Source organism: Pseudochrobactrum algeriensis (assembly GCF_018436245.1).
Classification (GTDB): domain Bacteria; phylum Pseudomonadota; class Alphaproteobacteria; order Rhizobiales; family Rhizobiaceae; genus Pseudochrobactrum; species Pseudochrobactrum saccharolyticum.
This window is the reverse complement of sequence record NZ_CP075361.1, coordinates 2,012,356-2,027,905: the sequence shown is the minus strand read 5'-3', so window position 1 is coordinate 2,027,905 and position 15,550 is coordinate 2,012,356. Positions and strand designations below refer to the sequence as shown.

The 15,550-nt window shown below is 51.7% G+C and carries 12 protein-coding genes, 2 tRNA genes and 1 pseudogene; 4 read left to right on the top strand and 11 right to left on the bottom strand.

Going from position 1 to position 15,550, the window contains the following annotated elements; all coding sequences use genetic code 11:
- The 6 genes and pseudogenes from KHQ09_RS11545 to pdxR form a co-directional block, all read right to left on the bottom strand.
- Entirely contained in the window at positions 1-1,623 is a 1,623-nt protein-coding gene (locus KHQ09_RS11545; protein ID WP_022710894.1) for an ABC transporter substrate-binding protein, read from the bottom strand.
- Between the two features lie 205 nt (positions 1,624-1,828).
- Complete coding sequence (locus KHQ09_RS11540; RefSeq protein WP_213598343.1) at positions 1,829-2,893, bottom strand: dipeptidase; 1,065 nt, start codon at positions 2,891-2,893, stop codon at positions 1,829-1,831.
- A gap of 375 nt (positions 2,894-3,268) precedes the next feature.
- The gene (locus tag KHQ09_RS11535) at positions 3,269-3,907 is read right to left on the bottom strand and encodes an outer membrane protein (protein WP_213598341.1); all 639 of its coding nucleotides are present in this window, start codon (positions 3,905-3,907) and stop codon (positions 3,269-3,271) included.
- Positions 3,908-4,106: 199 nt separating this feature from the next.
- Positions 4,107-4,877 (bottom strand): RadC family protein, encoded by a 771-nt coding sequence (gene radC, locus KHQ09_RS11530; protein WP_420801480.1) that lies wholly within the window; start codon positions 4,875-4,877, stop codon positions 4,107-4,109.
- 276 nt (positions 4,878-5,153) lie between these two features.
- Positions 5,154-5,957 (bottom strand): YggS family pyridoxal phosphate-dependent enzyme, encoded by an 804-nt coding sequence (locus tag KHQ09_RS11525; protein WP_213598337.1) that lies wholly within the window; start codon positions 5,955-5,957, stop codon positions 5,154-5,156.
- Between the two features lie 119 nt (positions 5,958-6,076).
- Positions 6,077-7,501: pseudogene (gene pdxR, locus KHQ09_RS11520) on the bottom strand (MocR-like pyridoxine biosynthesis transcription factor PdxR).
- A gap of 203 nt (positions 7,502-7,704) precedes the next feature.
- Here pdxR and KHQ09_RS11515 point away from each other — a divergent pair.
- Together KHQ09_RS11515 and pdxY are read left to right on the top strand one after the other, a co-directional pair.
- Positions 7,705-8,940, top strand: a complete 1,236-nt coding sequence (locus tag KHQ09_RS11515) for a benzoate/H(+) symporter BenE family transporter (protein ID WP_213598335.1) — start codon at positions 7,705-7,707, stop codon at positions 8,938-8,940.
- Complete coding sequence (pdxY, locus tag KHQ09_RS11510; protein WP_420801479.1) at positions 8,937-9,785, top strand: pyridoxal kinase; 849 nt, start codon at positions 8,937-8,939, stop codon at positions 9,783-9,785. Before KHQ09_RS11515 ends, pdxY begins: the two co-directional genes overlap by 4 nt.
- Positions 9,786-9,832: 47 nt before the next feature.
- On the opposite strand, the gene map is transcribed toward pdxY, so the two are convergent.
- From map to KHQ09_RS11485, 5 genes are all read right to left on the bottom strand, one after another.
- A complete protein-coding gene (map, locus tag KHQ09_RS11505; protein ID WP_213598331.1) occupies positions 9,833-10,660 on the bottom strand; it encodes a type I methionyl aminopeptidase in 828 nt (275 codons plus the stop codon).
- Between the two features lie 81 nt (positions 10,661-10,741).
- Positions 10,742-11,446: a DNA/RNA nuclease SfsA gene (gene sfsA / locus KHQ09_RS11500; protein WP_213598329.1), complete on the bottom strand. Its 705-nt coding sequence runs from the start codon at positions 11,444-11,446 to the stop codon at positions 10,742-10,744.
- 93 nt (positions 11,447-11,539) lie between these two features.
- Positions 11,540-11,614, bottom strand: a tRNA-Glu gene (locus KHQ09_RS11495).
- Between the two features lie 239 nt (positions 11,615-11,853).
- Positions 11,854-11,928: transfer RNA gene (locus KHQ09_RS11490), tRNA-Glu, on the bottom strand.
- Between the two features lie 314 nt (positions 11,929-12,242).
- Positions 12,243-13,415, bottom strand: a complete 1,173-nt coding sequence (locus KHQ09_RS11485; RefSeq protein ID WP_238481623.1) for a YcbK family protein — start codon at positions 13,413-13,415, stop codon at positions 12,243-12,245.
- Positions 13,416-13,816: 401 nt separating this feature from the next.
- On the opposite strand from KHQ09_RS11485, the gene KHQ09_RS11480 reads away from it, so the two are divergent.
- Together KHQ09_RS11480 and KHQ09_RS11475 are read left to right on the top strand one after the other, a co-directional pair.
- On the top strand, positions 13,817-14,161 hold the full coding sequence (locus KHQ09_RS11480; protein ID WP_213598325.1) for a hypothetical protein: 345 nt from the start codon (positions 13,817-13,819) through the stop codon (positions 14,159-14,161).
- Between the two features lie 178 nt (positions 14,162-14,339).
- The gene (locus tag KHQ09_RS11475; protein WP_022710907.1) at positions 14,340-15,533 is read left to right on the top strand and encodes an LL-diaminopimelate aminotransferase; all 1,194 of its coding nucleotides are present in this window, start codon (positions 14,340-14,342) and stop codon (positions 15,531-15,533) included.
- The last annotated feature ends 17 nt before the right edge of the window (positions 15,534-15,550 follow it).

Genomic DNA, 15,550 nt, shown 5'->3' with positions numbered 1-15,550 from the left:
TTATTTCTTCGATACGTCGTAGACAGAGTTGGTGGTGAAGGTCACGCCCAGCTTGTAGTTTTCGACATTATTGCGGTAAGCGGCAACTTCAGTCTGCTGGAACAGGATGACAAACGGACCGTCATCAAGCAGTTTCTTCTGCAGGTCCATATACATCTGTGTACGCTTCTCAGTGTCGCGTTCCAGAACAGCAGCTTTGGTTTCCTTGGTCAGCTCCGGAATATCCCACGCGTTGCGCCATGCCAGTGTTTTGGCCGATGCATCGTCTTTATTGTCAGGATTGCTGGCAAAGGTATCCGCATTGGTGTTCGGATCCCAATAGTCTGTGCCCCACTGACCGATATAGAGATCATGCTTGCGGGCACGATATTTGGTCAGGGTCTGTTTGCCGTCGCCCGGAATGATTTCCATCTTGATACCGGCCTGAGCAAAAGTCTGCTGAATGGATTCAGCAATACCGGTTACAGGCTGGCTGGAACGCACATCCATGGTGATGTTGAAACCGTCTTTCAGACCGGCTTTTTCCAGCAATTCCTTAGCCTTGGCTACATCAAGCTTGTACGGTTTTTCATCCGACGCGCCGAGCAGACCCTTTGGCAGGAATGTCTGGTGCTGAACACCGATATGTTTAATCAGTGTTGATTCAATCGCGCTGTAATCAACGAGATATTTCAGAGCTTCGCGCACTTCAGGCTTGGCCAGAGTTTCGTTTTTCTGGTTGAGGCTGAAGTAATAAACGGTGCCCTTTGGTGCGGATGCCAGCGAAACGCCTTCAGTCTTGGCAATCGCATCAATGTCGCCCGGCTCAAGGTTACGCGCTACGTCGATATCGCCTTTTTCAAGCATCAGACGCTGGGTCGCGCTTTCCTTGACATAGCGGTAAATCGCACGCTTCAGCGGGGATTTGTCGCCACGGTAATTGTCATTGCGTTCCAGAACAACGATTTCATTGGCGCGCCAGTCGCGGACAATCATCGGGCCTGAACCGGCATAGTTGGTCTTCAGCCAGCCATAGCCGTAATCGCCGTCTTTGGCGTTTTCTTCAACCAGTTTCTTGTCAACAACCGAAGCCACGTCAGCGGTCAGGCAGTTCAGCACGAAGCTTGGTGCATAGGACTGGTCAACAGTGATAACCAGTGTATTGGCATCGGTTGCTTTGATCTTCTCTTCCACATTATCCGGCTTGAAACCGAACTGGGTGAGAATGAAAGACGGGCTCTTGTCGATCTTAACAGCGCGGATGAGCGAGTAGGCCACATCTTCAGCTGTCAGCGGGTTGCCGGAGGCGAATTTCTGGCCTTCACGGATTTTGAAAGTATAGGTCAGGCCGTCTTCGGAAACTTCCCAGCTTTCCGCAACGTCGCCGATGACCTTGGATGCATCATTCGGGTCGAGACGCAGCAGGCGGTCATAGGTGTTGCCGAGGATTTCACCGGTGGAGAGCTCGAAGGATTCCGCCGGATCCAGCGTAATCATGTCATCGAATGTCCAGCCCAGAACCAGCGTATCGGCCGGTGTTGCGGCCTGTACTGCTGCTGCGCTGACAAATACGCCCAGAGCGGCGGTGGCTGCGAGATAACCAAAACGATTTAATGTTTTAATCCCGTTGGATTTTTTAATCATTATATACCCCATATTTCATCCCAAATGATTGGCCGTTCAACGTGCCTGCGATACTGAAAACACGTGTATCGCACCGTGTTATTTTCTTTCTGCCGAGCTAATCCGGCAGAAAGATTTTTATCTATCATATGATTGAATGGCAGGACTCCGCAAGGAGGCTGACACTTGTCGTCAACTGATTGTTTTTGTGCTTTTTTATGATTGCTCAGTGGTGTTCATGCCAGGCAGAGCGCAGCACACGCAGCCAGTTTTCACGACAGATTTTTGCAAGATCATCCTCGCCATAGCCCGCTTCCCGCAGCGCCTGAACGAGATTTTGTGTACCCGCAGCGTCCGTAATACCTTCCGGTATCGGGCCGCCGTCATAATCCGAGCCGAGAGCCACACCATCGATGCCGACTTTCTTCACCAGATAATCAATATGGCGCACCATATCGCTCATCGGTGTTGCCGTATTCACCTGACCATCTGCGCGCAGCATGGTGGTGACATAGTTCAGGCCGACCAGACCATTGCTCTCGGCAATTGCATCCAGCTGTTTGTCGGTGAGATTGCGTGCAACCGGTGTCAGGGCATGGGCATTGGAATGGCTGGCAATCAAAGGTTGATTGCTGAGTTTGGCCACATCCCAGAAGCCTTTTTCAGTGATATGCGACAGGTCGATCAGGATGCCGAGGCTGTTGCAGGCCTTAATCAGCTCTTTACCGGCATCGGTCAGTCCCGGTGCGGTATCAGGGCTCATCGGATAGGAGAACGGTACGCCATGACCGAAAATATTATGGCGGCTCCAGACAGGGCCGAGCGAGCGCAAACCGGCCTGATAGAACAGTTCCAGCGCCTTCATATCCTTGTCGAGTGCTTCACAGCCTTCCATATGCAGAACGGCTGCAAAATCACCGTCTGCAATGGCATTATCGATATCCTGACCGGTACGGCAGATTTTCCATCCGCCTGCGCGTTCAAGCTTATAGGCAATGTCGATAAATTCGCTGGCGATGTCGAAAGAATAGGTGCGGTCAAGCGGGGCAGCAAGCGGCGTGTCGTAATGACCGTTGCTATCCGGTTCGTCGAAAATTGTTTCGCCGGTAGCAGGGTTGGGAATGTAAATGGCGCAGAGACCGCCGGCAAGGCCGCCTTTGCGGGAGCGTGGCAGATCAATATGACCCTGCGTGGTTCCTTCGATAAATTCCTTTACCGGATCTTCGCCTTTATTGCGGTTCTCCCAAAGACGAAGCAGCACATCATTATGGCCGTCAAAAACTGCTTGCATGATTAAATTCCCAATTTCCTCAGCCTAACTTTAAAATCAGGGAGCCTGTTCAAGTCAAGCTGCGGGGCACGATCAAGCTGTTGACCGGTTGAGACGACGCAAAGGCGCGCACAAAAAAGCAGTGAAAATGACGAAGACAAAGAGGAAAATGCATCGAAAAAGTTATTATCCTGACATTAATCAGGCGATTAAATGCAAAATTTGCATAAGCCTATGCTGAAAAAACAAACCATATTCAGAATGGATACGCTTATTCAAGCTTTTGTTTTTTATAATAAAATCAATGTATTTTAGCAAAAAATCTGAAAGTATGAAAAAAGCGCCGTATTTAAGAAAATACGGCGCTTTGGTTTATTTTGTTCAAATAATCAAGAATCAGAAGCGGTAATTAACACCGGCTTTCAGAGTGTGGGTCTTGAGATTGTTTTCATAACGTGTGTCATTCACGCTGGTTTTTACACCATTGTGACGCATATAGTTATATTCTGCTTTGACAGAGAACGGACCGGAGAGCTGCTGCTCAACACCGACGCCCATCTGTACGCCGCCAGCCCATTTGCTGTCCGATGTAACATTGTCTTTTGGCTTAAAGCGGGTCAGGCCATAACCGACAGTACCGTAAACCAGAGTCTTGTCCATGGCATAACCGGCTTTCACCTTGGCTACACCGCTCCATGACTGCTGCAGACGGCCGCCATCCTGAATTTTATGTTCCGCTTCACCGAAGTTGCCTTCGAGTTCACCACCATAAACGAAGTTGCCGGACTGGAAGTTCTTACCGGCAACGATACCGCCCATTGCCGAAGTACGGCTGGAGAACGGGCTTGGTGTTTTGGAAGAGGTGGTGCCGAGATGCGCGCCGACATAGTTACCTTCCCATGTCGCAGGCGCATCATAGCTCGATGAGCTGTCATTGTAGTTATAGTCATTATTGAAGGAATCTGCTGCGAAAGCAGAAGCCTGTGTAAGTGCCAGCGCGAGTGCTGCTGTGCTGATAAGTGTAAAGTGACGCATAGTCCGGCTCCGTATTTGCCATGTGAGGCAATCTTGAAATTTGTCTGGCGCCCGAGTCTTTTTAGTCTTGCGCCTTTGAGCCGGTTATGCCGGTTAATTGTGACCAATTTGGTTTGTTTATGTCATGTTTCTGTTAAGCCGGTCTTATTGTTTTGTTTATAATTAATAATGGGTTAACCGGATTTTTGTGCGTATTTTTTCAGATAAGTCCGAGGCCGCGCATACTGATATGACCGGCTTTGCCGATGATAATATGGTCGTGGACAGCGATATTCAGCGGCGATGCAATTGAGATAATCACCTTAGTCATATCAATATCGGCGCGGGATGGTGTTGCGTCACCGGACGGATGATTATGGAATAAGATCAGGGCAGTAGAGGACAGTTCCAGCGCCCGTTTGATGACTTCGCGCGGATAGACCGGTGTATGATCGACAGTACCGATTTGCTGTATTTCATCGGCGATCAGGCGGTTTTTCTTATCAAGAAACAGGATGCGGAATTGCTCGCGGTTTTCATAGGCCATTGCGGTCATGCAATAGGCAATGACCTTGCTCCAGGAATCCAGCACATCCTTTTTCATGATTTCACTTTTGCCGGAACGGCGGGCACAGGCATTGAGCAGTTTGATATCCTGCGCCACGGCTTCACCGCAGCCTGCAACTTCCCTTAGTAATTGCGGTTCTGCCCCCAGCACACCGGCAAAACTGCCGAAGCGGTTGAGCAAAGCTTTGGCCAGCGGTTTGGTATCTGCCCGCGCAATGGTGCGAAACAACAAAAGCTCCAGCAGCTCATAATCGGCCAGAACGTCGTCGCCGTGATTGTTGAAACGCTCGCGGAGGCGCTGGCGGTGACCGCTATAATGAGGCTTGCTTTTCTTCACTCCTGCAGAGGTTTTAACGGACTGTTCCGGTTGCGGAGGTGTTTCTGCCGAACGAACCGAATGGTTTTCAGTTGCTCCGGCAGGCACAGACAAGCGGCCGGAAGGCTGTTGCATTATGCCAGCCTCGTTGAATATCTGCAGATGAAGTCTCTCATCAGCAGGCGGAAACAGATCTGTCTCATCCGCTGACGCAATTTTATTTGCCATACTGCAACGTGCCCCCGAATGCACAGATGGCTACCGCAGGGATGAGCGGTTTCCGTTTACAGATTAAACGGAAAATTTCAAAATGGTCTATCGGAAAATAGGTTTTAAGAGGTAGTTTAACAATTTAAGTATTTGATTATATTTCTTAAATTGTTTTTATGGTTGAGCTGATTGCTGTGTTGTGTCTGTCAGACCCGGCCAATAGAAAGCATCTGCAGTCGGCCTTGGGCCAAAGATCGCCTGACCGACGCGGACAATATCCGCGCCTTCTTCAATCGCCGCCTCAAAATCACCGGACATGCCCATCGAGAGTTTGGTGATACCGGAATGATGCCGCGCCGCCTGATCGCGCAGGTTGCGCAGAAGCCGGAAGCATGGACGTACTTTATCAAGATCAGAGCTGAACAAAGCAAGGGTCATCAGACCGCGCGGTTGCAGACGCGGAAAATCGGGCAGGCGCTCGATGAATGGCAGCAGATCATCGGGATGCAGGCCATATTTGCTCTCTTCACCGGATGTGTTGACCTGCACAAAGACATCCAGATCTTTGTTTTCACTTTCCAGCCGTCGGTTCAGTTCCTCCGCAAGGCGAATACTGTCGAGCGCATGAAACTCTGTGGCGAAACGTGTGAGATATTTGACCTTATTGGTCTGGAGATGGCCGATAATGCTCCAGTTAATCGCAAGATCATCGAGTTTCTCACGTTTATCGCGGGCTTCCTGAAGTTTGTTTTCGCTAAAATCTGTAATGCCTGCGGCAAACGCATAGCGCAGAATATGTGCAGGAACAGTTTTGGTAACCGGTAGCAGACGGACATCTTCCGGCTTGCGATCACTGCGCAAGGCTGCCGCAGCAATGCGTTCCTGTACCAGCTGCAAATTCTGCGCAAAGCGAATTGCGGGTGTTTCACCAAAGCGGGCAATATCTTCGGCAGAAAGCGGGGTGAGCAGCTGATCCATGGCATGTGTCTTTCAGTCTTGCTGCCTTGAGTGCAGGCAAAATACGACACGGAGCATAGTATAGAAATGGCTGGCTTAGACCGGCCACTTTTGAATTCACTGGCAGGCCATTTGAAATTTCAGATTTTGATGTTCTGAAAAGCTGTTTTGAGCTTTTTAACGGCAGTTTCCAGTTCCGCCGGTGTATAGGCCGCAAAGCCCATTAGAAAACCGGCTCTGCCGCTGCCGGATGCATGAAGCGGCGATAGCCCCAGAAGTTCGATGCCGACACGTCTTGCGGCATCAATGGCTGCACGTTCCGATATTTCGCAGGTCAGCAGGCACGGCATTTGCAAGCCGCCGATTGGTACATGCGGTTCAATAAATTCGCGCAGATGAATCCCGACGAGTTTTGTCAGAACTTCGAGACGCTCGGCATAAATATTGCGCATGGCACGTATATGCGCACCGAAATGCCCGCCCTCCATAAAACGGGCAAGGGTAAGCTGGGCAACAGATGCCGTATGACCATCCAGCAAGGTGCGGGCGACTGTCATGGGTTTAACCAGTTGCGGCGGCAGCACGATATAACCGATGCGCAGTCCCGGAAACAGAGATTTGGTGAAAGTGCCGATATAGATGGTGCGGTCATGGGGATCGAGCCCCTGCACGCAGGCTGTCGGCTTGCCCGTTTAGCGGAACTCGCTGTCATAATCGTCTTCAATAATCCATGCCTGATGGCGGGATGCCCATTCGATCAATGCCAGACGTCTGTCCAGCGCCAGTGTTGCACCGGTCGGAAACTGATGGGACGGGGTGAGAAACACGGCTTTGGCTTTAAGCGGGTCTTCGAGAATATGCTCGGCAATAATGCCCTGTCGGTCAACGGGGATTGGTACGGGGATCAATCCTGCCGCATCAAAAGCTCTGCGGGCGCCGTAATAGACCGGATCTTCAATGAAAATACTGTCACCGGCATCCAGCAACATATTGGCGCAAAGCGTGAGTGCTTGTTGTGAACTGGTCAGCACCAGAATACGGTCAGCGGTGGCGCGGGCACCACGCTCCAGATTGACATAATCGGCAATCGCACGGCGCAGCGGCTCAGTGCCTTGCGGATTGCCGTGCAGCAGTGCCTGCGTGCCGGTTTCTTTGAGAACCTGCCGTTCCAGCCGCTCCCAGAGTTGTATCGGGAAGCTGCGGGTTTCCGGCAGACCCGGTGCAAAAGGACGGGGAACCAGTTGTTCACGCACACCGCCGCTTCGAAACATGGCATTGCCGCGTTTGCTCAGGTTTGGTGCCTGATTGCGGGCAAGCGCATCGCGTTGCGAGAGCCTGCGCCCCGCCGAGAAATCAGTCATCTCAGCCACGAAACTGCCGCTGCCGACCCGACGTTCAATAAAGCCTTCTGCATGAAGCTGGCTATAGGCGGCCTCAATCGTGTCCCGCGAGACATCCAGCGATTTTGCCAAAGTGCGGGAAGCGGGGAGCGGTTTACCCGATGCCAATGCACCGTTGATGATCAGCTGGCGAATGGCGCGCTGTATCCGTGCATGAAGCGGCATCGTGGCATGAGCCGGATGGGCAATCCATGCTTTGACAGATTCAAGTTGGGAGTGCCTGAACAATTGGTCTGGCTCCAAAGCGATAAGTGGATGGAGATAACAGACCATTCACGGGTTAAAAGTCAAGCGCATCATGACCATCCTGTGACCGTCGGCTTTATGCAGAACCGGCAGTGCCACAGCTATATTAGAGAGCCCGTCTTATGTCCCAGACTATTCCGCCACCATCTCCTTTGCGCTTCAGCGATCTGACCCATCCGGTTGTTGCCGGATTGATTTCAGTGATTGTTAATTACGGAGGAACCTTCATTCTGGTTTTTCAGGCGGCGAAAATTGCCGGTCTCAGTCCTGAGCTGACTGCGTCATGGGTCTGGTCTGTGTCTATTGGTGTCGGCGTGACAGGGCTGATGCTGAGCTGGCATTTTCGCGAGCCGATTATCACCGCATGGTCAACACCAGCGGCGGCTTTTCTGGTTACTGCGCTGGCCACAACGCCTTATGCGGAGGCAGTCGGTGCTTATATTATCTCGGCGCTTGCTTTTGTTGTGCTGGGGCTTTCCGGCACATTCGAGAAAGTGATCCGGCTTATTCCGGCGAGTATCGCTTCCGGATTGCTGGCCGGTATTCTGTTGCAATTCGGTATTGGTGCATTTGGCGGTGCAACCATTGATCCGCTGCTCGTTGGCGGGCTGATTGTCGCTTATGTTTTGCTCAAGCGCTTTACGGCACGCTATGCGGTCGTGGGTATTCTGGTTCTCGGTATTGTTTTTCTGGTGCTGCAGGGGCGGGTGGATTTCTCCAATTTGAGCCTCACACTGGCAGCTCCGGTGTTTACAATGCCGGTCTTCTCACTGAATGCATTGCTGAGCGTTGCTCTGCCGCTATTCCTCATTACGCTGACCGGCCAATATATGCCGGGCATACTGGTGCTGCGTAATGATGGCTTTAAAACCAGTGCCAATCCGATCGTCACCGTGACCGGTCTCGGTTCGCTGATCATGGCGCCATTCGGCTCCCATGCCTTTAATATTGCTGCGATTACCGCGGCGATTGCCACAGGGCGTGAAGCGCATGAAGACCCACGCAAACGCTGGGTCGCCGGTATTGCTGCGGGTGTTTTCTATGTCCTTGTCGGTGTGTTCGGTGTCACGCTTGCCGCGGTTTTTATGGCCTTTCCGGCAACATTCATCACCACACTTGCTGGTCTTGCTCTGCTCGGCACCATTGGCGGCAGTCTGGCAGGGGCGCTGGCTGATCCGAAAACCCGTGAGGCGGCATTGATTACCTTTCTGGCCTCGGCTGCCAATATTAATCTGCTCGGTATTGGCGGGGCGTTCTGGGGGCTGGTGATCGGTCTGGTTGCTTATATGTTGCTGAACGGACAGTTGCCGAAGCGGGATCGTGAAGCGCTGGTCGCTGCCAAAGAAGGAGTAAAATAATGTCGCAGCCATTATCAATGCAGACATCTGTGATTTCCATTCAAAGTCAGGTTGTCTACGGCCATGTCGGTAATAGTGCTGCGGTGCTGCCAATGCAGGCACGGGGGCTAAATGTTGCGGCAGTGCCGACGACATTGCTCTCCAACCATCCGGGCTATGAAACTATGCGCGGGCGTGTTCTGGAACCGGAACTGGTGAGTGATCTGCTGCGTGGCGTGGAAGAGCGCGGCTTAATCAGCACCAGCAGCTATATTGTCTCCGGCTATCTGGGCTCGCGTGCGAATGGCGAGGTTGTTGCGGATTTCGTCAAACGGGCGCGCAAGATCAATCCGGAAATCATCTATATTTGTGATCCGGTGATGGGCGATACGGGGCTGGGGGTGTTTGTTGCCGATCCGGTGGTTGATTGTATTATCAATGAGCTGGTGCCGCTGGCAGATCTCCTGACGCCCAATCAGTTTGAAGTCGGGCTGATAACCGGAAGCGATGCTTCATCCTTTGATATTTTGCAGGAAAAGGCGCGGCAGATACAGGCGTTCAACAATGCGCGTTTGATTGCAACGGGCTGTGTGTTTCCCGATACGCCCTATGGCTCGCTGGAGAATGTGGTGTTTGAGGGCGGGGAAGTGACAAGACTGGCATCGCCGCGAGTGCCCATTGTACCGGTGGGAACCGGCGATCTGTTCACCGGCACGCTGACGGCCAATCTTGCGCATGGCTGCACTCTAACAGAAGCTGCACGTAATGCGGCGACGACAGTGCTGAATGTTGTCAGCCGTACAGCAGAGCAGGGCGAACATGAGATGCAGTTGGGGAGTGCAATCGATATATTGGTGTCTGCTTAATCCGAATGAAATGGCCGCGTCTTCGATTAGAAGACGCGGCCATTTTGCTATTTGTTGCCGGTGGTGAAGAAAATATCCTTCGGCGACAGGGTGAAAATCTCACAGCCGTCTTTGGTCACACCGATTGTATGCTCATATTGTGCAGTCAGCGAGCGGTCGCGGGTGACGGCTGTCCAGCCGTCTTTCAGCACTTTCACATCCGGCTTGCCGAGATTGATCATCGGCTCGATGGTGAAGATCATGCCCTCGCGGATTTCCACGCCATCAGTCGCTTTGCCATAGTGCAGAATATTCGGTGCATCATGGAAAAGCTGACCAACACCGTGACCACAGAAATCACGAACGGCAGAGCAGCGTTCCGCTTCTACATAAGACTGAATGGCCGCACCGATTGCACCGGTTTTTGCGCCGGGCTTCACCGCTGCAATACCGCGCAGCAGGCTTTCATAGGTGACTTCCATCAGGCGCTCGGCAGCGCGCTTGATCTGACCTACTGCATACATGCGGCTTGAATCGCCATACCAGCCATCCTGCAGGAAGGTGATGTCGATATTGAGAATATCGCCTTCACGCAGCGGCTTGTCGTCCGGAATACCGTGACAAACAACGTGGTTGATCGAAGTACAGGAGCTTTTGGTATAGCCGCGATAATTCAGCGTGGCAGGTACCACACCGCGATCGGCACCGAATTCAAAGACGAAACGGTCGATCTCATTGGTGGTGACGCCCGGTTTGACAATATCATTCAGCGCATCAAGACATTCGGATGTGATTGCGCAGACCTTGCGCATTGCTGCAAAACCTTCAGGTCCGTAAAGCTTGATCTGACCTGTATATTTAATCGGGGCGCTGTCGGCATTGACATAGGTTACCATCGGGTGATCCGTATATATGTTAGGACAGCGCTCAGGCTGTACCGGAATTGACTGCCCTGCAATTAAGGCAAAGCAAAAGATTTACAGGTTCAGAACGGGAACCGTCTGATCCGCGATAATTGATTCAGGACTTATTTGGCACCGAATTGCGTAAGCCTCAACCCCATGCTGCCGCGCATTCGCAAATGCTGCGGCATAAGCAGGATCAAGATCGCCGCATATGGACAGAGAATCGCAATCCTGACGCTGAATAACGAAGACCATAACACCACGATGACCGGCTTTGACCATCTCGCTGAGTTCAACGAGATGTTTGGCACCACGGGCGGTTACGCTATCGGGAAACTCTGCCAGTTGCCCTGTGCGCTTAAAATGCACATTCTTGACCTCTACATAGGTCTGCTGATGCGTTTCTCCAAGAAGCAATAAATCAATGCGGGAGTTCTGCCCGTATTTTTGTTCGCGCTTGAGCGTGGTGAAGCCGGATAATTGCGGAATCATGCCGGACAGGATCGCTTCCTCAGCAATTTTATTCGGCAGGCCGGTATTGATTCCGACCAGAGTGTCGTCGGCCTGCACAATTTGCAGCGTATGGGCATATTTGCGAGTCGGGCTGTCGGATACACTGAGCCATGCTTCTGAACCCGGCGTGGTCAGGCCGCGCATGGAGCCGGTATTGGGCACAGATGCGGTAATCAGTTCACCGCTATCAAGCCGGATATCCGCCAGAAAGCGTTTATAGCGCTGCAATAATGTGCCGCGAATAAGGGGAGAAGGAAAAAGCATGTTTCTGGTTAGATCAAAGCTGATCTGAATGCAAAACTGAATTTTTATTCTTGGGGATTTGTTTCCGGAAACTGAATTTCTCAAGAGAGAAAGTGGTACGCCCAAGGGGAATCGAACCCCTGTCTGCGCCGTGAAAGGGCGCTGTCCTAACCGCTAGACGATGGGCGCCTGCCGGTGAGCGCTGTATAGCTAAGCCGTATTGAATGCGCAATAGGGAAAATGCAAAAAAATACAAAATATGTGAAAAAAATCTGATGCTTATGAAAAAGCAACGAAACAGCCGGAATCAGAATCGCGGAGGATTAAAGCGCGTTACGAAGTTCGGTTTCGAGTGTTTTGATTTAGTTCAGAAATGGGGATTTTATATCTGATCCTGAGATCATACATCTTCATCAGCCTGGAGAAGATGGTACGCCCAAGGGGAATCGAACCCCTGTCTGCGCCGTGAAAGGGCGCTGTCCTAACCGCTAGACGATGGGCGCCTGCTGGTGAACCGGCTTATAGCGGCATGATATTTATCGTGCAAGTGGGTAAAATAAGAAATTTGCAAAAAATGCAGATTTTTTTCATTCGGCAGCGATCTGCCTGTGAATAAAGCCACGGAAGCGCTGCTTTTGTCGTGTGGAATTAAGTGTTTAGCGCTGAATGACGGAAGTTGAGGCGTAATCGGGTACCGTTTCATCCTGCAAATAAATGCAAATCTGCCGCACAAATCACCAATCGGATCTAAAAAATAAATACAGGCCGGAATCAGATAACTGATCCGGCCTGTAAAATGATTTGTCTGACGGTATTTTTAGCCGCGACGGCAGCGCCAGTTCCAGTCGCGCTCCGGACCGACATCGATATGTACCGATTCTGTATGGCAATAGGTGCCGACACCGCCGCGACTTGGCCATGTGCGTACCTGACGGGCGATTTCCCATTTGGAAACGCCTGGAATCTGCAAGTCGGCTGCTGAACACGACATATGCAATGAGCGTTTCGCACCTCTGACCGAACGGTTGTGCGCCGGACTGCGGTAGCCGGAGGTGATAACAACCGGTTTGCGGTAGTGGCTTTCAAGGCGCTTAATCATAGAGACCAGCTGCGGTTTCAGACAGGAAACCTGTACTTTATCATGCTGGGTGCGCAGGCCGTTCGGCGCAAGACGCGCCATGCCGCCCGCGGAGGCGAGTGTTACCGGCGCGCTGAAATCGTCTTCATCAAGATCAATATCGCTTTCGTCGAACACTTTATTACTGTGGCGAATCTCTACGCCGCCATTCGCACGCACACCCGGCAGCGTATAATTATAGTCACTTGCTCTTTTAGGTGTGGCAGAGGCTGTGACTGTAGCTTCCTGCTTGCCGGTGCCGCGCACACTGTTTTTGCCCGGTGAGAAAAGACGGGCTGCCGCGCCTGCGCTTTGGCTTGTTCTGTCAATTGCAGGAGTTTGTGCCGTATTCGCAGTTGCATCCGGCTTGGCAGTTTCGGCCTGAGCAGCATTATCCTGCGGTTTTGTCTGGCTTGTCGCCGGTGTTGCGGCTTCTGCCTGCGGAATCGCTGCTAAAGCAGCAGTAGGCTTGTTTCGTGTGCCGAAAAGTGCAGCCAGAGTACTCGGCTGTTCAGCAGGGGCTGCTGCTTCCGGTGTCTGTACAATCTGATTGGTTGCGGCGGCGGCTGAATCAGCCAAGGCGACCTGTACAGGTTTTTCCGTTTGTGCTTCTGCTGTCTGTTTTGCGGCTTCTGCAGTTATAGCAGAGGCCGGAGCAGTTTTTGCCGCAGCGGTTGCTGTATTTGCCGCCGGAGTATCAGAAGCGGAATCGCCGGATTTATTTTCGGCCAGAGTCGTATCATTGGCGACGCTTTCCAGCAGGGATGTGCCGGAAGATGTGGTACAGCCACTGATGCTTAAAGCGAGAATGATAGCTGAGCCGCAGAAAAGCTGAGCGTTTTTTTCTCGTATACGTTTTATCGTATCGAACAAAGCAGACCCTTCATTATGCTGCGACTTGTCTGAGTGCATCTGCGGAAACTGAACTCAAATCAAAGGTTTCCTGTGCAACTGCTGGCACAAAGGGCTGTAAAGAGGCTCCGTTTGTGCAAAATTCTGGCTATTATTAATATATGCGGAATGACTGTTTTCGTCGCAAAAATTGTTAATTCTTTATTAATTGGGGCGCAAGTTATGCCCTGTAACAATTCTTTTCAAAACAATAACAATTGTTACATTTCGTGTTCGCGGGCAGACTTGGCAGAATCACGTAAATAAGAGTGTTTTTCACGGCGGAAATGAAAGCTTCCTGTTGCGAAATGCGTCTATACGTTTATTGTCCGGTTATTCGGCCAGAGTTACGACCAGAATTCGATATGCAGGGAATTTCCTCTATGAGCGCACAACAGACACATCACTTCGCAACGCTGCGTAATGCAATGTTTGCCGTGGCTGCTGTGGCGCTCGCGGGTTGCACAAGCGGGCCTTCTGCCGGTGTGCCGCAAGAGGGTGCGCTGCGTACCGGAGCTTATCCGAATTTCGGGATTATGCCGCGCGGTGAAACCAAGCAGCTGAGTTTTGAGGAAAAAGACCGGATTACCGGTAGCCTCAGCAGCGCCAAGGCGCGTCAGGGAAGCGCACCTGCAACAGGATCGAGCCGAGCGGAAATCGAAGCCCGCAAACGCCAGTTGCAGGCGGAAACCGATGCCACATTAAAGGCAATCGAAGCCACCGAGTAACAGGCTGATCTGACGACAGGCGTTTTGATACGCCATAAATTTATTCGCATTTTAGAATTTACAGATCGGAGTGCTGTTTTGGCACTCTGGATTCGGGTCGTACTGATCCGGACTTTTAACAGCCGTGCAGTTTTACAAGATTATGCTGCATCGCATTTTAATTAAACGGAAGAGAGATATGTCGGAACAATTCCATAAAATCCGTCGCCTGCCACCTTATGTCTTCGAACAGGTTAACCGCCTGAAGGCGAGTGCGCGAGCGGCGGGTGCCGACATTATTGATCTTGGTATGGGCAATCCTGATCTGCCGACACCGCAGGGCATTATTGATAAGCTTTGTGAGGCTGTGCAGGACCCGCGCACCCATCGCTATTCCTCATCCAAAGGGATTCCTGGCTTACGTAAAGCGCAGGCCAATTATTATGCGCGCCGTTTTGGTGTGAAGCTCAATCCGGATACACAGGTTGTTGCCACGCTTGGCTCCAAAGAGGGGTTCGCCAATATGGCGCAGGCGATTACTGCGCCGGGTGATGTTATTCTGTGTCCGGATCCGACCTATCCGATCCATACTTTCGGCTTTGTCATGTCCGGCGGTGTCATCCGTTCCATCAGTGCAAAACCGGATGACAGTTTCCTTGTTTCACTGGAGCGCGGTGTTAAGCACTCGATCCCGAGCCCGATTGCGCTGATTCTGAGTTTTCCGTCCAACCCGACTGCGCAAGTGGCAACGCTCGACTTCTATAAGGAAGTGGTGGCCTTCGCCCGTAAGCATAATATTATCATCCTGTCAGATTTGGCCTATTCGGAAATCTATTTCGATGAAAACAACCCGCCGCCATCGGTGTTGCAGGTTGAGGGCGCAATGGATGTGGCGGTTGAATTTACCTCCATGTCCAAGACATTCTCGATGGCCGGCTGGCGTATGGGCTTTGCGGTTGGCAATGAAAGGCTGATTGCGGCGCTCACGCGGGTCAAATCCTATCTCGATTACGGTGCTTTCACACCGGTTCAGGTGGCTGCAACGGCTGCTCTGAACGGCGACGGCAGCGATATTGAATATGTGCGTAATGTTTATAAGACACGCCGCGATGTTCTGGTTGAGAGTTTTGGCCGTGCAGGTTGGGAAATTCCGTCTCCTGAGGCGACAATGTTTGCGTGGGTTCCGATCCCTGAACGTTACCGTGCCATGGGCTCGCTCGATTTTTCCAAACTATTGATCGAAAAAGCTGATGTAGCTGTTGCGCCCGGCCTCGGTTTCGGTGAACATGGGGATGAATTTGTGCGCATTGCTTTGGTGGAGAACGAACATCGTATTCGTCAGGCTGCGCGTAATATCAAACGCTTTCTGGGAAATGCTGACGGAGCTGCCTGATAAAAAGGCGGCTTCAG